Origin of the sequence: Arthrobacter sp. 9MFCol3.1, from assembly GCF_000620385.1 — a bacterium.
Taxonomy (GTDB): domain Bacteria; phylum Actinomycetota; class Actinomycetes; order Actinomycetales; family Micrococcaceae; genus Arthrobacter.
Genome location: NZ_JIBJ01000005.1, coordinates 165,248 through 181,886, shown reverse-complemented (window position 1 = coordinate 181,886; position 16,639 = coordinate 165,248). Strand labels below are relative to the sequence as shown.

Sequence of the window (16,639 nt, the reverse complement as noted above, 5' to 3'; positions counted from 1 at the left end):
GCCTACGAGGAGACTGAGGAAGTGGGGACGGCGGCCCGGACGTCGCGTTCAGCAACCGGTTCGGGGGCAAGGTCGGGCTCCGGTCCCAGCGGGTCCCGCCGGAGGGCCACAAGCCAGCACACCAGCAGGGCCAGGGCGCAGAAGACGCCGGCGCTGGAGGCCATGATCCACACCCCGGGCGTCTGGATGTCGAGGTTTTCGGCGCCGAGGGCCGTGCCGATGGTCTTGGGCGAGAACAGGAACACGAGGATCGACAGGCCCAGCACGCCTCCCATGGTCCAGCGCATCCCGACGTACCGGCGCGGAGCTTCCCGCAGGGTCCAGGCGAAAGCCGGAAAGACCGCCGCGACCCACACCCAGTGGTGGGACCACGAGACCGGGCTGATCAGCAGCATGGTGAGCGCCGTCGCCGATACGGCCACGACGCGGGCGCCCTGATCGCTGGCGGCCTTGATCACGGCGGCACCCACGGCCACAACCGCCAGGCTCAGCAGCAGCCATGGCACGGTGACGTGCGCTTCCGGGACACCGAAGTGCAGCAGGGCGCCCTTAATGGACAGGTTGTCCACATAGCCCGCTCCGCCCATCCGGGAGGTGTCCGGCAGCATCTGGAGCCAGAACTGCAGGGATTCGACGGGCCGGAGCAGCCAGCCGGCCACCACGGTGGCGGAGAAGCCGGCGGCCATATTGCCCAGCCCGCGCCAGTCCTTGCGGACCAGGTAGTAGAGCCCAAACACCAGGGGTGTCAGCTTGATGCCGGCCGCGACGCCCACCATGAAGCCGCTGCCCGGGAAACCGCGGGCCCAGCGCCGGTTGCGGGCCAGCAGGTCCACTGCGATCAGGCCCATCAGCAGGGCGTTGATTTGACCGAACACCAGGGTCTCGCGCCAGGGTCCCAGGTTCAGGACCGCCAGGACCAGGACGGCGGCGGCCCAGCCGTTGCCCGGAGCCCGGAAGGTGTCGCGCCAGGAGGCTTTCGCGTTCCAGTACCGGACCGTACGGACCGCGGCCAGGACCGCCACGCCGGCGCCGGCGGCGTTGAACAGGGTCAGCGCCGCCGCCAGGGGCAGCCGGGCCAAAAGGCTGAAGAGGATGGCGGCGAACGGCGGGTAGGTAAACATCAGCGTCGGTCCGCCGGCCCAGTCCACGTTGCCCGCATACAGGGCTGAGGGTGCCGCGCCGGCGTCGTTGAGGATTTTGCCGCCGTACCAGTAGACGCTGAAGTCCAGGCCGTGCTTGCCCCAGACTCCGAGCGAGATCCAGATGAAGTAGCCCACCGCGGCGATGGCCAGGATGACGGAGAGCCGGAACAGATGCACGACGGGTGAGTGCCGCGCCGGGCTGTGGTCTGAAGCGGGCACTGACATGAATTCCCCCATCGGGCTGCTGGTGTAGACGCTGGCCGTTTGGTCGGTTCCGTCCAGGGCGGCGCAAACGCGCCCTCGCTGTCGGGTCAGTCTACAGAACAGCTACGCCGGGACGGGGACGGACTCCGGCTTCCGGGCGTCCTTGCGGATGGTGGCGCTGATGACGGCGGCGATGGTGCACATGGCAGCGGCGGCAAACCAGGCATACGTGTACTGGCCGGTGGCGTCCCGGACCGCCCCGGCCGCCAGGGCCGCGGCGGCCGCGCCGAGCTGGTGGGCCGCGAACACCCAGCCGAACACGACGCTCCCGTCGGCACCGAACACCTGGCGGCAGATCGCGGCGGTCGGCGGGACCGTGGCGACCCAGTCCAGGCCGTAGATGACCACGAACACAATCATGCTGGGCTGGACGGTGGCGCTGAGCAGCAGCGGCAGGACCAGCAGCCCGATCCCGCGGAACTGGTAGTACACGGCGAGCAGGATCCGGGGGTTGAAGCGGTCCGTCAGCCACCCGGAGGCGATGGTGCCGATGATGTCGAAGAGGCCGACGACGGCGAGCAGGCCCGCCGCGGTGGTTTCGGGCATGCCGTGGTCGTGGGCGGAGGGGATGAAGTGGGTGCCGATCAGCCCGTTGGTCGTCGCGCCGCAGATCGCGAAGCCGGCCACCAGGGCCCAGAAGGTACGCACTTTGCTGGCCCGTTTGAGGACCTGCAGGGCACGGACCGCGGCGTTCCGGCGGGGCTCCTGCGTGTCCTGCCCGGCGGCCGGTCCCGTCGGTTCGGGCCCGCTGGACTCCTTGGCGGCGTTCGGGTCGGCGGCCGGCGGCGTCGCCCCGTAGGGCAGTACGCCAACCTCGGCCGGGGAGTTCTTCAGGAACATCAGCACCAGCGGCACCACGGCCAGCGCGCCGGCACCGATGAGCAGCGAAGCCTGCCGCCAGCCCGGGTCCTGGGCCAGGGCCGCGATGAAGGGCAGGAACACGAGCTGTCCGGCGGCGCTGCCGGCGGTGAGGATGCCGATGACCAGGCCGCGGCTCTTGGCGAACCAGGTGTTGGCGATGGTCGCGGCGAAGACCAGCGCCATGGACCCGGTGCCGAGCCCGATCAGCAGCCCCCACGTCAACAAGATCTGCCAGGACTGGGTCACGAGCACTGTCAGCGCACTGCCGGCGCCGATCAGCACCAGGGCCACGGCCGTGACGGCGCGGATGCCGAAGCGTTCCATGAGCGCTGCCGCAAACGGCGCCGTGAGCCCGAAAAGCACCAGGTTGATGCTGACCGCGGCGGAGAGCACGGTGGTGGACCAGCCGAACTCGTTCTGCAGCGGCACCATGAGCACACCCGGGGCTGCCCGGAACCCTGCCGCGCCGACGAGCGCGAGGAACGCCACGGCGGCAACGATCCACGCCGGGTGGATGCGGCGGCGGACCGGCGCCGGGGTCAGGGTGGTTTCGGGGGCACTCATGCGGCGGTTCCGTTCTGGACAGGGGTCCCGGTGCCGGCCGAGGACAGCGGCACGGGGTCCGTGGTGCGGGAAAGGCTGTGCCAGCTCGTGTTGGCGGCCGTCAGCGGTTCCCCGCAGGCCGTGCACGTGTCAGCCGAGGAGGTCCTCTCCCCGCAGCCGCTGTGGATGACGAACATGTGGGCCTGCCCGGACGGGGCCGGGAGATGCTTTTCGGCCCAGATCACGACGGCGTTGAGCACCGGCAGGGCGTCTTCGCCCATGGCGGTGAGGACGTATTCCTGGCGGGTGCGGCCGCCGTCGTCGTAGGGCCGCCGGGTGAGCAGCCCGGCGGCGACGAGCCCGGCGAGCCGCTTGGTGAGGACGGAATCGGCCGCCCCCAGCCGGGCCTTCATGGCCTCGAAGCGGCCGTTGCCGAAGAACACCTCGCGCAGGACCAGCACGCTCCAGGGATCGCCCAGGATGTCGAGGCCGCGGGCCATGCTGCAGGTCCGCTGGGACCAGTCCGATCGAAGTGCCATGCGGACCACCCTAGCTGACTCTCTTAGAGAAAGCTAGGGTAGTCCGACGGAAGGATGCGGGCGCCTGGTCAGCTGCGCATCAGCTGCGGGTGCGGCTAGCTGGCGGCGGGCAGGGAGGAGATCGCGGCGTCGAGGTCGGCGATCAGGTCCTCCACGTCCTCGATGCCGCATGAGAGCCGGATCAGGTTGACCGGGACCGCCAGTTCGGTGCCCTTGACCGAGGCGTGGGTCATTTCGGACGGGTAGTTCATGAGCGATTCGATCCCGCCCAGGGATTCGGCCAGGGTGAACACGGAGGTCGACTCGGCCACCTTGCGCGCCGCGGCCTCGCCGCCCTTGAACTGCACGGAGATCATGCCGCCGAACTTCTTCATCTGCTTCCTGGCCAGCTCGTGGCCCGGGTGGGTAGGCAGGCCCGGGTAGAGCACGGCCTCGACCTCGGGGCGCTGCAGCAGCCATTCGGCCACGGCCTGGGCGTTGTCGCTGTGCCGGTCCATGCGCACGCCGAGGGTCTTCAGGCCGCGGGTGGTGAGGAAGGCGTCCATCGGCCCGGACACGGCGCCGACGGCGAACTGGACGAAGCCGATCTTCTCCGCCAGTTCCGGGTCGTTGACCACGATCGCGCCGCCGACGACGTCGGAGTGGCCGCCGATGTACTTGGTGGTGGAATGCACCACCACATCGGCGCCGAGGGCGAGCGGGGTCTGCAGGTACGGGGAGGCGAAGGTGTTGTCCACCACGAGGAGCGCGCCGGCGTCGTGCGCCACCTTCGCGAGCGCCTCGATGTCGGTGATTTTCATCATCGGGTTCGACGGGGTCTCCACCCACACCAGGCGGGTCTTGCCGCCGGCTGCGACTCCGGAGCCGCCGCCTGCCGCGACGGCGGCTGCGACGGCGTCGAGGTCGGACATGTCCACCGGGGTGTTGCCGATGCCCCACTCCCCCAGAACCCGGCTGATGAGCCGGTACGTGCCGCCGTAGGCGTCGTTGCCGAGCACAATGTGGTCACCGGGGCGGGTGAGGGCGCGGATCATCGAGTCCTCGGCGGCCAGGCCGGAGCCAAAGGAGAACGCGGCGCTGCCGCCTTCCAGGGCCGCCAGCTGCTCCTGCAGCGAGTCACGGGTGGGGTTGGTGCCCCGGCCGTATTCGTAACCGGCCCGCAGCCCGCCGATGCCGTCCTGGGCATAGGTCGAGGAGAAGTGCACGGGGGGCACCACCGCCCCGGTGCGGGGCTCAAACGCCTGGCCGGCGTGGATGGCGCGGGTGTTGAAACCCTGGTTTTTCGAGGACGGGCTTTCAGGCACAGACATGGGACTCCTTGAACTGGTCAGTTGCTGAGGTACGCGAGGAGGTCGTGGCGGGTCAGGATCCCCACCGGAGCGCCGACAAACGTCACCATGAGGGTGTCGGCATCGGAGAGGAGTTCGCGGGCGGTCGAGATCGATTCGAGCGAGCCGATCACGGGGAGCCGGGCCTCCATGTGTTCGGAGATCTTGTCCGAGAGTTTGGCCTCGCCGCGGAAGAGCTTGGCCGTGAGGGTGCGTTCGTCCACAGCGCCCAGCACCTCGCCCATGACGACGGGCGGTTCCTGCGACAGGACGGGGATGTGCGAGACGCCGTACTCGTTCATGATGTTGATGACATCGCGGACGGACTCGTTCGGGTGGATGTGCACGAGGTCCGGGAGTTCACCGGTCTTGGCCTTGAGGATCTCGCCCACCGACGCTTCGTCCCCGCCGGCCAGGAAGCCGTAGGAGCGCATCCACTGGTCGTTGAAGATCTTCGCCAGGTAGCCGCGGCCGGAGTCCGGCAGGATGACCACGACGACGGCGTCGGCCGGGAGGTCCTTGGCGACCTCCAGGGCGGCCACGACGGCCATGCCCGAGGACCCGCCCACCAGCAGGCCTTCCTCGCGCGCCAGCCGGCGCGTCATGGCGAAGGAGTCAGCGTCGCTGACGGCAATGACGTCGTCCGGGACGGACTTGTCATAGTTGGCCGGCCACATGTCCTCCCCGACGCCCTCGACAAAGTACGGGCGGCCCGTGCCGCCGGAGTACACCGAGCCGGCGGGATCCGCGCCGATGATCTTCACGACGCCGCCCTCGGCCCCAGTCCGCCCGGCGGAGACTTCCTTGAGGTACCGGCCGGTGCCGGTGATCGTGCCGCCGGTCCCGGCGCCGATCACACAGTGCGTGATGCGGCCGTCGGTGTCGTGCCAGATCTCAGGGCCCGTGGTTTCGTAGTGGCTGGCCGGGGCGGCGGGGTTGGAGAACTGGTCCGGCTTGTAGGCCCCCGGGATTTCGGTCACGAGCCGGTCGGAGACGCCATAGTAGCTTTGCGGGCTGTCCGGCGGGACGGCGGTGGGCGTGACCACCACTTCCGCGCCGTAGGCCTGGAGCACGGCCCTCTTGTCCTCGCCGACCTTGTCCGGCACGACGAAGATGCAGCGGTAGCCCTTCTGCTGCGCCACGAGCGCCAAACCGACGCCGGTGTTGCCCGAGGTGGGCTCCACGATCGTGCCGCCGGGCAGGAGCTGGCCCGTTCGTTCGGCCTCCTCGATCATCTTGACCGCAATGCGGTCCTTGATCGAACCGCCGGGGTTCAGGTATTCGAGCTTCACCAGGACCGTGGCTGCGATGCCATCGGTCACGTGGTTGAGTTTGACGAGCGGCGTATGGCCAATGAGGTCCAGGACGGACTGGGCGTACTTCATAGGTACAAAGTTACCGTCTCCGGCGCGGCGGGCACGTCGGCGCGGCCGCGGCGCTGCGACGGCCCTGGCAGATGGGAGGATATGGCGGTGAAGAGGATCGCCCGGCTGAAGAAGTTCAGGAGCTATGCGCTGCCCGCGGGCATGCTGCTGGCCGGGTGCGCGGCGCTGGCGTCCGGGCTGCTGCCGGTCCCCGCCTTCCAGGCGCTGGCAGCACGCACCGTGCCGATACTGGCGTTCGTGGTCGCGATGTCCCTTGTCACCGAGCTGGTGGATGAGGCCGGGCTCTTCCGCGTCGTCACGGAGCGGCTGGCCGCCCTGGGCCGCGGCCGGGTCCTCTTGCTGTGGTTCCTCGCGATCGCCCTCGCCACCGTTTCCACGGTGTTCCTGTCGCTGGATACGACGGCGGTGTTGGTGACCCCCGTCGTCGTACTGCTGGCCATTCACGCCCGCATTCCGCCGCTGCCGTTCGCGCTGACCACGGTGTGGCTGGCGAACACGGCCTCGCTGCTGCTGCCGGTCTCCAACCTGACCAACCTGCTCGCGCAGGAGCGGCTCAACCTCAGCCCTGCCGCGTTCGCTTCGCTCGTGTGGGCCCCGGCCCTGGTGGGCATCCTCGTGCCGCTGGTGCTCCTGTGGCTGGCATTCCGGAAGGACCTGCGCGGCAAGTACGGCCCCCAGCCCGTCCATAAGGTCCGGGACCGCGTGCTGCTGTACGCGGCATCGGGGGTCATGGTGGTCCTGCTGCCGGCGCTTGTGTCCGGGGTGCCGGTGCAGATCCCGGCGCTCGCGGCGGCTGCGGCCCTGCTCCTGCTTTTCCTCTGGCGGCGGCGGTCCGCCCTGCGCTGGTCCATGATTCCGTGGCGCCCGCTGATGCTCACGTCCGGGCTGTTCATGGTGGTGGAGACCCTGCACGCCAACGGGCTCACCCAGTTCCTGACCGGGATCGCCGGCACGGGCGAGAGCCTGCCGGCGCTCCTGCAGCTCGCCGGCCTGGGCACCGGGGCAGCCAACGCGGTCAACAACCTCCCCGCCTATCTGGCCCTGGAACCCGTGGGCGGCTCCCCGGCCCGGCTGGCTGCCCTGCTGATCGGCGTGAACCTGGGCCCGCTGGTGACCCCGTGGGCGTCCCTGGCCACGCTGCTGTGGCACGAACGGCTCCGCTCCCTGAACGTCGAGATCCGGTGGGGAGGCTTCGCCCTGGCCGGTGTGGCCGCCGTCGTCCTCACCGTCCCGTTGGCGGTCGTGGCGCTGTGGCTCACCACCGGGATGCAGTGAGGTGGACGTACTGAGGCCCGGCTGCCCCGCGGCCGCGTCGCCGCGTCAGGCGCCGATGTCGTTCCCGGCGTTCGCTGCCCCGGCGCCGCCCTCACGCGGGGCGCTCTGCCAGAGACCGACCACATTGCCTTCGGTGTCCCGGAAGTAGGCGGCCCAGCCCATGGTGCCGATCGCCTCCCGCGGCAAGACTGTGCTGCCGCCCAGGGACTTGATCTTCTCCAGCGCCGCGTCAATGTCATCGACGTCCACCGTGACCACGGGGGATGTGAGGTCGCCTTCGCGGCGGAACATGCCGCCGTTGATGGAGCCCGGTACGGAGGGCATGCCGCTGGCATCCGTCGGCGTCGTCTTGATCATGGCGTAGCTCATCTCCGGCACCTGGCTTAGCTCCCAGCCGAACGCCGAACTGTAGAACTCCCGTGCGCGGCCCTCGTCGTCTGCGGGGATTTCGAAATGCACCACTCCACCAGCCATCACACTCTCCTAAGAACAAGGATTCGGGGCCAAGAGGCGGGCGCGGACACACCACGCCACAGCCGGATTTTAGCCCCGGCAGCGGCGGAGGTTAAGGGCCCTACGGCCCGGGCGTCCTTGCCGCGGATGCCTCCGCTGTCAGCGGGCCGTGGGAACATATTCGAATGAGCCTTGCAGACGCCCCCGCAGGCCTTGCCGCCGCGGCGGACGCCTCATTGCGGTGGCACCCGGGCGGCCCGTTCGACTTGATGCAAACCATCGGCACGCTGCTGCGCGGCCACGGCGACCCGTCCATCCGCACCGCCCCGGACGGGATCTGGTTCGCGTTCACGACGCCGCACGGTCCGGCCACGCTGCGCCTGGCAACGGCCGGGACGCGGGCGGACCCTGCCGTGGACGCGCAGGCCTGGGGTCCCGGAGCGGAGGACGCCGTCGGTTCCGTCCCGCGCATGCTCGGGAACGAGGACGACTGGTCCGGCTTCGACGAGCCCGCATTCCACGCCACCCTCCCGCGCATGGTGGTTGAAGCCCGACGCCGGAACCTCGCGATCCGGCTGCCTGCAACCGGGCGGATGATCGACTCACTGGTGCCGACCATCCTCGAGCAGAAGGTCACCGTTATCGAGGCCCGCCGCGGGTACCGCTACCTGATGTACCGCTTCGGGACGGCGGCTCCGGGTGCCGGCACCGTCGCGCCCGCCAATCTCCTGGTCCAGCCGACGGCAGCGCAGTGGCTGCACATCCCGTCCTGGGAATGGCACAAGGCCGGCGTGGGCCCGCAGCGTTCGGGCACTGTCATGCGGGCGCTGCGCTACGCCACCGCGCTGGAACGGCTCGCCGCCCTCCCCGCCGCGGAGGCGTCGGCCAAGCTGCAGACCCTGCCCGGAATCGGGGTGTGGACGGCGGCGGAGGTGGTGCAGCGCACGCACGGCTGCCCGGACTCGATTTCGGTGGGCGACTACCACCTTGCGGCCTACGTCGGCGCCGCCCTGACCGGCCGCAGGACGGACGACGCCGGCATGCTCAGGCTGCTGGCCCCCTGGGCGGGGCACCGGCAGCGGGTGGTCAGGATGCTCGGGCTGAGCGGCTTCCGGAAACCGACCTTCGGCCCGCGCATGACCATCCAGGACCACCGCGGCCACTGAAAGCAACGCGGGGTCACTTACGGCCCATCCGCCGCGCTTTCATGGGCGCTAAGTGACCCCGCGTTGTCTCAGGCCGGGCGGATTCTCGACCGCTTGATCCTGGCGATCATGGACTCGAAACCCTCTGCGAGGTCATCGGCGTTGGCTTTGAAGTACGCCCAACCCGCGCAGCGGAAGGCCTCGTCGCGACGATTATCCTTCGACTGCTGTTCCCGGGTGAGGTGAGGAGCGCCGTCGTACTGGACGGCAATCCGGAATCTCCGGTAACCCAAATCTGCAGCCGGCGAGCGCCGGTCATCCGGATCAAGCCGCAGTTGCAGCTCCGGTTCCGGCAGACGCGCATCCAGCAACGCCAGCCGCAGGAAGGTCTCCGGGAAGGAGTCCGCCCCCACCCGCATCTCCTCCAGGGCCAGCCGGGCCTTCTCGACGCCCTTCATGTTGGGATGCTGGCGGATCAGCAGCCGCAGGCCGTCCTTGTAGGCGTAAGGTTCCGACCTCAGCTCGAGGCTGGGCCGGGGCTGCCGGATGAGCTGGTCGCCCAAGGCAATGAGGTAGTTGAGCGGCAGTACCGCCGCCAGATCCAGCCAGGTCCGGGGTGGTGCGGTGACCGGGATGCCGTCGACCTCGGTCAGCTCGCCGGGGATGCACCGCACGCGGTGGCCCGTGACCCCGGCCCGGCGGACCCTGGGCAGTTCATGGGGCTTGCTGAGGTGGATGGTCGGGCACTCGCCCATCCACGGTGGCAGTCCGAGGCTGGTCAGCACTGCCGCGGTTTCGTGGGAAACCCAGGCGCCAGGGGTGGCGGCGGCGAGGACCCGGGCCCGTTCGGCGATCGCAAGGTGCCGGCCGGCGGGCAGATAGATAAGGCGGCCGCCGTCGGACAAATCCTGGGCCCGCAGACGTTTGGGCCGGACGCCCAGCGCGCGTGACTCATACACGGTGAACGGTGTCTGGACGAGGTTTCCGGGGAGAGGCACGATGCGAACCATGCGCACCATTGTGACCGCGGATCAGCCTCGGCGCTGAGGTTATCCACAGGACCTCAGGAATCGCCAAAACGCGGGGTCACTTACGGCCCATCCCGAGCCTCCGGATGGGCCGTAAGTGACCCCGCGTTGCTGTTAAGCGCCGGTCTGGAGGCCCAGCCGGGCCGCGGCCTCCTGGCGCATGTCCACCTTGCGGATCTTGCCGGAGACAGTCATCGGGAAGCTCTCCCGGACATCGACGTAGCGCGGAATCTTGTAGTGCGCCAGCTTGCCGCGGCAGAACTCGGCCAGGCTGGCGGCGTCCATCGGCGCGGCCCCGGGTTTCAAAATGACACAGGCCATCAGTTCCTCGCCGTACTTGGCGTCCGGGACACCGATCACCTGCACGTCCTGGATATCCGGGTGGGTGTAGAGGAATTCCTCGATTTCGCGCGGATAGACGTTCTCGCCGCCGCGGATCACCATGTCCTTGATCCGGCCTTCGATCACGATGTACCCGTCCGCGTCCATCCGGGCGAGGTCCCCGGTGTGCATCCAGGCGTCGGCGTCGATCGCCTCGGCTGTCTTGTCCGGCTGGTTCCAGTACCCGCGCATCACGGCGTAGCCGCGCGTGCAGAGTTCGCCGATCCCGCCGCGCTCCAGCACCTCGCCCGTGACCGGATCCACGACCCGGCTCTCCAGGTTCGGCATGGTCCGGCCCACGGTCTCGGTGCGCTGGGCCATGGTGTCCACGCTCCGGGTCATCGTGGACACTGGCGAGGTCTCCGTCATGCCGTAGCAAATGGCGACGTCTTTCATGTTCATTTCCGTGATGACCCGGTTCATCACCTCGATGGGACACAGCGAGCCGGCCATGACGCCCGTGCGCAGTGTCGAGAGGTCGTAGGAGGCGAAGTCCGGCAGGGCGAGCTCGGCGATGAACATGGTGGGCACGCCGTACAGCGAGGTTCCGCCGAAGTCCTGCACAGCCTCCAGCGCCGCGGCCGGCGAGAACGACCGGCCGGGAATGATGGTGGCGGCCCCGTGGCTGAGCGCCGCGAGGTTCCCGATCACCATGCCGAAGCAGTGATAGAAGGGCACCGGGATCACCGCGCGGTCGTGTTCCGTGTAGCCCAGCTGCTCGCCGATCGAAAAGCCGTTGTTAAGGATGTTGTGGTGCGTCAGCGTGGCGCCCTTCGGGAACCCCGTGGTGCCGGAGGTGTACTGCAGATTGATGGGATCGTGCGGGTCCAGTTCCGCCATCCGCGCCTTGAGCTCGGAGTGCCCGACGTCGTCGGCCCGCTTGAGCAGCTCGGCATAGGTGCGCTCTGCCTCCGTGCCGGGCTCGCCGGCGGTCAGCCCGTCCAGGCCGGCGTCCGGGAGGAAGACCAGCTCGCGCAGGTCGGGGCATGCCGCCAGCGCCTGCCGGGCCATCCCGGTGTAGTCGCTGTTCCTGTCCGACGGCGCGGTGACCAGCATGCGCATGCCGTTCTGCGTGACCACGAACTCGAGCTCATGGCTGCGGTAGGCGGGGTTGACGTTGACCAGGATCGCCCCGACCTTCGCGGTGGCGTACTGCAGGATGGTCCATTCGGCGCAGTTGGGGCTCCAGATGCCGATCCGCTCGCCCTGCGCCACGCCCAAGGCGAGGAGCGCACGCGCCAGGCGGTCGACGTCGTCGTTGAGCTTGGTGTAGCTCCACCGCCGGGCCTCTTCGCCAGGCACCGCGGCCGCCTCGATCAGGGCATCGTGGTACGGGAACCGCGCCGCGATCCGTTCGAAGTTCGCGCCAACGGTTTCCTCGAGCAGCGGGACGTCAGTGTCCCCGGCTGTGTAAGCAAGCATGGTGTGACGCTACCAACAGTGCGGAGGCAAAAGAAGAGCAAAGCTTGGAAGTCCTATGAAATCTTGGGTCATGTTCCTGCGCCTGTGCGGCGGCCCGGTAGGGTGATTGCCATGAGTGCACCCGTTGACCTTCAGGCCATTTTCATCCCCAACGACGGCGAATTCTTCCGCGTGAAGCTCGCCCTGGACATCGCGATTGACGAGGTGGTCAACGAGCCCGGCTGCATCCGCTACGAGCTCACCGAGGCCAGCGAGGACAAGCTCGTCCTGACCGAGCGGTGGGCCAGCCAGGCGGACCTGGACAAGCACTCCAAGGGCACGGCCGTCCAGGACCTGAACGAATCCCTCAGCGCACTGCTGGCCGAGCCGGTCAAGCTGGAAAAGCTCTAACCGACCCTTCCAACCACAACGCGGGGTCACTCCGCGCCCATCCCTGAGGGATTTATGGGCGCGGAGTGACCCCGCGTTGCTTTAAGGCCGTGGGATTAAGCCGTGGAGGTTCAGGCCTCCGGGATCTGGGTGCCGTCCTGCTTGGCCGCGGCTGCGGCGGCCTCGGCCTGGGACCGGGCCACATGGGCGTGAACTTCTTCCATGTCCAGGGCCTTGACGGCGTCGACCACCTGCTCGAGCTGCTGCGCGTTCAGGGCGCCAGGCTGCGAGAACACCAGGACCTTTTCGCGGAAGGCCATCAGCGTGGGAATCGACGTGATGCCGGCCTCGGCGGCGAGCTGCTGCTCGGCTTCGGTGTCGACCTTGGAGAAGACGACGTCCGGGTGCTTCTCGGAGATCGCCGAGTAGGTGGGGCCGAACTGCTTGCACGGGCCGCACCATTCGGCCCAGAAATCGACGAGGACAATGTCGTTATCCTCGACTGTCGATGCGAACTGTTCACCTGTGATGTCTACGGTAGCCATGAGTCAACGGTACGGGAGCAGCCGCGGATTGTCCCCGGCATTTCGCTGTTGGCACATCCGGGCGGGGGCGTCCGCAGGTCACGCCCAGGCGTGCGGGGCCGGACGCCTGGCGCCGGGCAGGGCGTTGGTTTCGCGCCATTCGTGGATCCACTCGGGCAGCTCCAGATCCGCCGGCGGGGCGCCGAACTCGCGGATGATTTCCTCCCGGCTGACGGGCTTGCCCTTGCTCAGAAGCCGGGTGGCGATATAGGCGCGCGCGTAAACTTCGCCGTCCACCACCATCCGCTGCTCGAAGTAGATGGCTTTCGAGTCCAGGCCGATGATCCGGGATTCGATCGTGTACTGCTGCCAGAGCTGCAGCGAACGGCGGAACGCGATGGTCTCCCCCGCCGCGACCGGGGTCCAGCCCCGGCGGCGCATCTTTTTCCAGGTGCCGCTGCGGGCCATGAGGTCGAAGCGCCCGAGGTCCATGAGCGAGAAGTACATGCCGTTGTTGACGTGCATGGCGATGTCGATGTCCGTGGGCAGGACCCGCAGCGGCAGCGAGGAGCTGTCCCAGATGCTCAGCGGTGGGCGGCGTGAGGACGTGAACAGCAGCAGGAGGGTCCGGAACAGGAGATGCATGAATCACATGTTACCCGCGAGTAACAAGCGTGCCAAGGGGTCGTGCCGGAACCTAGCTGTGCGCTGACAGAACCGAGACGGTGGCTTTGGCGCCGGCGCCGCGAATCGTCCAGCAGTTCCCGGTGCCGATCACGTCCAGCTCCTCCAGGTCCGCCTGGTGCAGGACCAGGGCCGTGTTCTCATCCACGGCGACCGCGCGGTCCACGAGACCTTTTGCCACCGCCCCAACGGCCCGGCCGAGGGTCCCCGCCTGCGCGGCGTGCACGTCGACGGCGAAGGGCACCAGGCCCAGCCCGTCGCGGATCTCCACTTCATCCAGCCCCTCCGACCAATCCGCTGGGCAGACCTCGGTGCCGCGGATTCGGTAGCCGCCCACGATCGCCCGTACGGGCGCCACCATCGCGCCGGCTGAGAATCCCATATACGGCACACCGTCAGAGACCAGACTGCGGATGGGCTGCGCGGACAGCAGCAGGCCTTCCAGATAGCCCGGCGTCGGCCCGCCCCCGACGACGATGCCGTCGACGTCGTCGAACGCGGCGGGGTCCGCGCCCCGGTTGAAGCCGAGGAGGACCGGGACGACCTCGCAGGCTGTCCGGGACTCCAGCGGCTCCACATAGGCAGGCAGGAAATATTCCGAGCTGCCCTCATGGTCAAAGAGAACCACAGCGACGCGGGAAATCCTGCCGGGGGCGCGGCGCCGGAGTTCCTTGACGAACCGGTCAAAGACGGCAGGAACGGTCACGGTGTCGGGGCCGCCGCCAACAAGCAGGATGGTCATGCTTCAACGTACCCGGATCCGGGGCAATCGCCATCAGTGTCTGCACCAGTCTCCGCGGCGGCGCCAAAGTTCCTGTGCCGATTGACCGCCGCGGAGGCTGAGGAACATAATCGGAATCGGTACTAGTTTCACGACACGACTGCGCCGACCATGAGGCCGACGGCAGAGCATTCAACGGAAAGCGGTCGGCACTATGACTACTGCCCATCATCCTGTTGCTTCGACTGGCTGGACCGGCTGGGTCCGTTTCGCCGGAGTGATTCTGATCATCAACGGCGTTTTCAGCGGCCTTCAGGGCCTCGTCGCTCTCACCGGTCCCGACACCTACTATTTGTCGACCCCGGGAACCCTGTTCCTCTTCGATGCGAAGGGCTGGGGCTGGTGGAATGTCGCCCTCGGGGTTCTCTTGATCCTCACCGCCGTCGGGCTCTTCTCCGGTGCAACGTGGGCTCGAGTCGTCGGTGTCGTCGTTGCCGGCTTCAGCGCGGTCGTTCAACTGATGCTCATTCCGGCGCAGCCGTGGTGGTCCGTCATCGTCATCGCCATGGACGTGCTGATCATCTACGCGATCATCGCCCACGGCGAGGAACTCAAGGCTGAACAGGCACCGCCGACAACCAACCCGTAGGGCACCGACGCGATCAGGCGGCCGCGATCAGCTCCACTTCATAGCCATCTGCATTCACGAGGTAGGCGGCGAAGTGATCGGGGCCGCCCGCGTGCGGATACTTGTCCGGAAATAACTCCGCCCAACCGTGGCTCGGGCCCTCCGCCGCTATGGCGTCCACGTCTGCCCGGGTCCCCGCGCTGAACGCGAGGTGGTTCAGGCCCGGGGCTTTGCGGTCGTGCGCGGTTCCGGTGAGCGCCGGGGACTGCTCGACGACGATGTACGTCGGCCCGCGGCGCCAGCTGCACCCGTGGGCCCAGTCCTGGTAGGCCTCGTAGCCCAGCCGGACCAGCAGCCAGCCCCACTGGTCCCTGGCCCGCTGCAGGTCCGGCACCCAGAGCTCTACATGGTGCAGGGCACCAAAGTCCGCCGGCACAATTGGAACTGGTGCAACCGGACCAGGTGCAACCGGACCGGGTGTAACCGGAATTTCAGCCATCAGAACAGTATCCGCTGGAACAGGACGTGGTCCTGCCAGGATCCGGCGATCCGCAGGTACTGGGCTGCCAAACCGATCTCCTCAAAGCCAGCCCGCTTCAGGATCCGCTGGGACGCGGCGTTGTGCGGGAGGGTTGAGGCCTGCAGCCGGTGCAGTCCCAGTTCGTTGCGCGCGGTTTGGAGGGCGAACTCCACCGCGGCCGAGCCAATTCCCCGCCCCGTCATGTCCTTGTCCACCCAGTAGCCGAGGTGGGCGCTGAGGAATGGCCCCCGGACAATCCCGCTGAGGTTGATCACCCCGATGATGCGGGAACCTTCCACGAGGACCCAGGGCACGTCCGTTCCCGCGATGAACAACCCGAGCTTGGATTCAATGCTGGCCGCCTGTCCCCCGGCGGTGAAGAATTCCTCAAACCGCAGCGGTTCCCAGGGCGCCAGGTGCTCCCGGTTCCGCGAGTAGGCGTCGGCCAAGGGCCCGGCGTCGGACCTGCGCAGCACCCGCACGCCTACGGTATCCGTCAAAGCGACGGTGTTCTCGGTCATCCGCAGACTCTAACGGTCATCCCCGATCGGCTTCAATCAGCGTGCGGCAGTCACGGGAGTTTCGGTGGTGTGCGTCGCGCATGGTTCTCAAGCGCTGGCGTCGTCGTCGTCCTCGTTCGGGTCGGTGTCGCGAACGTTCACACTCTGCACGCCGGGCACATCCAGGAGGTAGGGGACGAGTTCCCGCAGCGGAAGATGACCATGGAAGCGGATGTCCATGAGGACGATCGGCTTTTGTTCATCGCCCGCCTTATTGATGCTCAGGATTGAGGAGCTGAACCCCATGTTGGTGGCGATCTCCAGCACTTGCCGCAGCACGCCCTTGTTGTCGGCATAGCCCAGGTGCAGGACCCGGTGCGCGTCAGGGGTCGGGATCTTCCTGATCACGGGAGAGACGACGTACAACGTGATGAGGTGGAAAGCGGTCAGCGAAACAGCCAGGGACAGCATTCCGGCGCCGCACGCCATGCCGACGGCGGCAGAAACCCAAATGCTGGCGGCCGTCGTCAGGCCGCGGACAACGTTCCGTCCCTTGAAAATCACCCCGGCGCCGAGGAAACCGATGCCACTGACGATTTGGGCTGCAATACGGGACGGGTCCACGGTGCCCCCGGTCTGGACGGCGGCGAAGCCGTAGGCGGAGATCAGGGTGAACGTGCACGATCCGAGCCCGACCAGGACGTGGGTACGGTAGCCGGCGACCTTTTGCCGGACCTGCCGCTCGGTGCCGATCAGGGAGCAGAGGATAAATGTCGCCAGCAGAAGCCCGATTTCCACCAGCGTGGTCGGGGTGTATAGCCCGTATGCGTCCTGCATCCCGCCCTCCGACCCGGCCCGAGAGTGGCGTCCGGTCAGTGCCGGAATGCGCCAGGAACTCTCGAATCTGATATTACCGCTGCCCCCTAT

At 68.0% G+C, this 16,639-nt stretch carries 18 protein-coding genes; 4 read left to right on the top strand and 14 right to left on the bottom strand.

The window, feature by feature from the left end:
• Nucleotides 1–2: 2 nt before the first annotated feature.
• The 5 genes from C560_RS0106055 to C560_RS0106035 form a co-directional block, all read right to left on the bottom strand.
• Nucleotides 3–1,367: a glycosyltransferase 87 family protein gene (locus C560_RS0106055; RefSeq protein ID WP_231494281.1), complete on the bottom strand. Its 1,365-nt coding sequence runs from the start codon at nucleotides 1,365–1,367 to the stop codon at nucleotides 3–5.
• Between the two features lie 102 nt (nucleotides 1,368–1,469).
• Nucleotides 1,470–2,831: an MFS transporter gene (locus tag C560_RS0106050; protein WP_026537524.1), complete on the bottom strand. Its 1,362-nt coding sequence runs from the start codon at nucleotides 2,829–2,831 to the stop codon at nucleotides 1,470–1,472.
• Nucleotides 2,828–3,349 carry a winged helix-turn-helix transcriptional regulator gene (locus tag C560_RS0106045; protein WP_026537523.1) on the bottom strand — a complete coding sequence of 174 codons (522 nt, stop codon included), beginning with the start codon at nucleotides 3,347–3,349 and terminating at the stop codon, nucleotides 2,828–2,830. Before C560_RS0106045 ends, C560_RS0106050 begins: the two co-directional genes overlap by 4 nt.
• Before the next feature lie 95 nt (nucleotides 3,350–3,444).
• Nucleotides 3,445–4,659 (bottom strand): cystathionine gamma-synthase, encoded by a 1,215-nt coding sequence (locus tag C560_RS0106040; RefSeq protein ID WP_026537522.1) that lies wholly within the window; start codon nucleotides 4,657–4,659, stop codon nucleotides 3,445–3,447.
• Nucleotides 4,660–4,676: 17 nt separating this feature from the next.
• Nucleotides 4,677–6,062 carry a cystathionine beta-synthase gene (locus tag C560_RS0106035; RefSeq protein WP_026537521.1) on the bottom strand — a complete coding sequence of 462 codons (1,386 nt, stop codon included), beginning with the start codon at nucleotides 6,060–6,062 and terminating at the stop codon, nucleotides 4,677–4,679.
• Nucleotides 6,063–6,143: 81 nt separating this feature from the next.
• Between C560_RS0106035 and C560_RS0106030 the strand changes: the two genes are divergently transcribed.
• Nucleotides 6,144–7,337 (top strand): SLC13 family permease, encoded by a 1,194-nt coding sequence (locus tag C560_RS0106030; protein WP_051533033.1) that lies wholly within the window; start codon nucleotides 6,144–6,146, stop codon nucleotides 7,335–7,337.
• A gap of 45 nt (nucleotides 7,338–7,382) precedes the next feature.
• Here the strand turns inward: C560_RS0106030 and C560_RS0106025 are convergent, their stop codons facing one another.
• Entirely contained in the window at nucleotides 7,383–7,811 is a 429-nt protein-coding gene (locus C560_RS0106025) for a VOC family protein (protein ID WP_026537519.1), read from the bottom strand.
• Between the two features lie 164 nt (nucleotides 7,812–7,975).
• Here C560_RS0106025 and C560_RS0106020 point away from each other — a divergent pair, with 164 nt between their 5' ends.
• On the top strand, nucleotides 7,976–8,956 hold the full coding sequence (locus C560_RS0106020) for a DNA-3-methyladenine glycosylase family protein (RefSeq protein WP_026537518.1): 981 nt from the start codon (nucleotides 7,976–7,978) through the stop codon (nucleotides 8,954–8,956).
• 68 nt (nucleotides 8,957–9,024) lie between these two features.
• On the opposite strand, the gene C560_RS0106015 is transcribed toward C560_RS0106020, so the two are convergent.
• The gene (locus C560_RS0106015; protein ID WP_026537517.1) at nucleotides 9,025–9,945 is read right to left on the bottom strand and encodes a hypothetical protein; all 921 of its coding nucleotides are present in this window, start codon (nucleotides 9,943–9,945) and stop codon (nucleotides 9,025–9,027) included.
• Nucleotides 9,946–10,077: 132 nt separating this feature from the next.
• Nucleotides 10,078–11,766, bottom strand: coding sequence for an AMP-binding protein (locus C560_RS0106010; RefSeq protein WP_026537516.1), 1,689 nt, complete (start codon nucleotides 11,764–11,766; stop codon nucleotides 10,078–10,080).
• A 111-nt stretch (nucleotides 11,767–11,877) separates the two neighbouring features.
• On the opposite strand from C560_RS0106010, the gene C560_RS0106005 reads away from it, so the two are divergent.
• A complete protein-coding gene (locus C560_RS0106005; protein WP_018773585.1) occupies nucleotides 11,878–12,156 on the top strand; it encodes a putative quinol monooxygenase in 279 nt (92 codons plus the stop codon).
• Between the two features lie 110 nt (nucleotides 12,157–12,266).
• Here C560_RS0106005 and trxA read toward each other — a convergent pair whose 3' ends face one another.
• The 3 genes from trxA to C560_RS0105990 form a co-directional block, all read right to left on the bottom strand.
• Nucleotides 12,267–12,680: a thioredoxin gene (trxA, locus tag C560_RS0106000; protein ID WP_018773584.1), complete on the bottom strand. Its 414-nt coding sequence runs from the start codon at nucleotides 12,678–12,680 to the stop codon at nucleotides 12,267–12,269.
• Between the two features lie 78 nt (nucleotides 12,681–12,758).
• Nucleotides 12,759–13,304, bottom strand: coding sequence for an acyl-CoA thioesterase (locus tag C560_RS0105995; protein WP_026537515.1), 546 nt, complete (start codon nucleotides 13,302–13,304; stop codon nucleotides 12,759–12,761).
• Nucleotides 13,305–13,356: 52 nt separating this feature from the next.
• Complete coding sequence (locus tag C560_RS0105990) at nucleotides 13,357–14,085, bottom strand: Type 1 glutamine amidotransferase-like domain-containing protein (RefSeq protein WP_026537514.1); 729 nt, start codon at nucleotides 14,083–14,085, stop codon at nucleotides 13,357–13,359.
• Nucleotides 14,086–14,278: 193 nt separating this feature from the next.
• On the opposite strand from C560_RS0105990, the gene C560_RS0105985 reads away from it, so the two are divergent.
• Nucleotides 14,279–14,713 (top strand): DUF7144 family membrane protein, encoded by a 435-nt coding sequence (locus C560_RS0105985; protein ID WP_043422659.1) that lies wholly within the window; start codon nucleotides 14,279–14,281, stop codon nucleotides 14,711–14,713.
• Nucleotides 14,714–14,726: 13 nt separating this feature from the next.
• Here C560_RS0105985 and C560_RS0105980 read toward each other — a convergent pair whose 3' ends face one another.
• From C560_RS0105980 to C560_RS0105970, 3 genes are all read right to left on the bottom strand, one after another.
• Complete coding sequence (locus C560_RS0105980) at nucleotides 14,727–15,191, bottom strand: VOC family protein (protein WP_331280264.1); 465 nt, start codon at nucleotides 15,189–15,191, stop codon at nucleotides 14,727–14,729.
• On the bottom strand, nucleotides 15,191–15,733 hold the full coding sequence (locus tag C560_RS0105975) for a GNAT family N-acetyltransferase (protein WP_026537512.1): 543 nt from the start codon (nucleotides 15,731–15,733) through the stop codon (nucleotides 15,191–15,193). The genes C560_RS0105980 and C560_RS0105975 overlap by 1 nt, the downstream gene beginning before the upstream one ends.
• 87 nt (nucleotides 15,734–15,820) lie before the next feature.
• Complete coding sequence (locus tag C560_RS0105970) at nucleotides 15,821–16,549, bottom strand: MgtC/SapB family protein (protein WP_018773578.1); 729 nt, start codon at nucleotides 16,547–16,549, stop codon at nucleotides 15,821–15,823.
• Between the last annotated feature and the right edge of the window lie 90 nt (nucleotides 16,550–16,639).

What these genes read in the sequence shown, in the direction of transcription:
- C560_RS0106055 (WP_231494281.1), bottom strand. Translation starts at nt 1,367, where the DNA reads ATGTCAGTGCCCGCTTCAGACCACAGCCCGGCGCGGCACTCACCCGTC.
- C560_RS0106050 (WP_026537524.1), bottom strand. Translation starts at nt 2,831, where the DNA reads ATGAGTGCCCCCGAAACCACCCTGACCCCGGCGCCGGTCCGCCGCCGC.
- C560_RS0106045 (WP_026537523.1), bottom strand. Translation starts at nt 3,349, where the DNA reads ATGGCACTTCGATCGGACTGGTCCCAGCGGACCTGCAGCATGGCCCGC.
- C560_RS0106040 (WP_026537522.1), bottom strand. Translation starts at nt 4,659, where the DNA reads ATGTCTGTGCCTGAAAGCCCGTCCTCGAAAAACCAGGGTTTCAACACC.
- C560_RS0106035 (WP_026537521.1), bottom strand. Translation starts at nt 6,062, where the DNA reads ATGAAGTACGCCCAGTCCGTCCTGGACCTCATTGGCCATACGCCGCTC.
- C560_RS0106030 (WP_051533033.1), top strand. Translation starts at nt 6,144, where the DNA reads ATGGCGGTGAAGAGGATCGCCCGGCTGAAGAAGTTCAGGAGCTATGCG.
- C560_RS0106025 (WP_026537519.1), bottom strand. Translation starts at nt 7,811, where the DNA reads ATGGCTGGTGGAGTGGTGCATTTCGAAATCCCCGCAGACGACGAGGGC.
- C560_RS0106020 (WP_026537518.1), top strand. Translation starts at nt 7,976, where the DNA reads ATGAGCCTTGCAGACGCCCCCGCAGGCCTTGCCGCCGCGGCGGACGCC.
- C560_RS0106015 (WP_026537517.1), bottom strand. Translation starts at nt 9,945, where the DNA reads ATGGTTCGCATCGTGCCTCTCCCCGGAAACCTCGTCCAGACACCGTTC.
- C560_RS0106010 (WP_026537516.1), bottom strand. Translation starts at nt 11,766, where the DNA reads ATGCTTGCTTACACAGCCGGGGACACTGACGTCCCGCTGCTCGAGGAA.
- C560_RS0106005 (WP_018773585.1), top strand. Translation starts at nt 11,878, where the DNA reads ATGAGTGCACCCGTTGACCTTCAGGCCATTTTCATCCCCAACGACGGC.
- trxA (WP_018773584.1), bottom strand. Translation starts at nt 12,680, where the DNA reads ATGGCTACCGTAGACATCACAGGTGAACAGTTCGCATCGACAGTCGAG.
- C560_RS0105995 (WP_026537515.1), bottom strand. Translation starts at nt 13,304, where the DNA reads ATGCATCTCCTGTTCCGGACCCTCCTGCTGCTGTTCACGTCCTCACGC.
- C560_RS0105990 (WP_026537514.1), bottom strand. Translation starts at nt 14,085, where the DNA reads ATGACCATCCTGCTTGTTGGCGGCGGCCCCGACACCGTGACCGTTCCT.
- C560_RS0105985 (WP_043422659.1), top strand. Translation starts at nt 14,279, where the DNA reads ATGACTACTGCCCATCATCCTGTTGCTTCGACTGGCTGGACCGGCTGG.
- C560_RS0105980 (WP_331280264.1), bottom strand. Translation starts at nt 15,191, where the DNA reads ATGGCTGAAATTCCGGTTACACCCGGTCCGGTTGCACCTGGTCCGGTT.
- C560_RS0105975 (WP_026537512.1), bottom strand. Translation starts at nt 15,733, where the DNA reads ATGACCGAGAACACCGTCGCTTTGACGGATACCGTAGGCGTGCGGGTG.
- C560_RS0105970 (WP_018773578.1), bottom strand. Translation starts at nt 16,549, where the DNA reads ATGCAGGACGCATACGGGCTATACACCCCGACCACGCTGGTGGAAATC.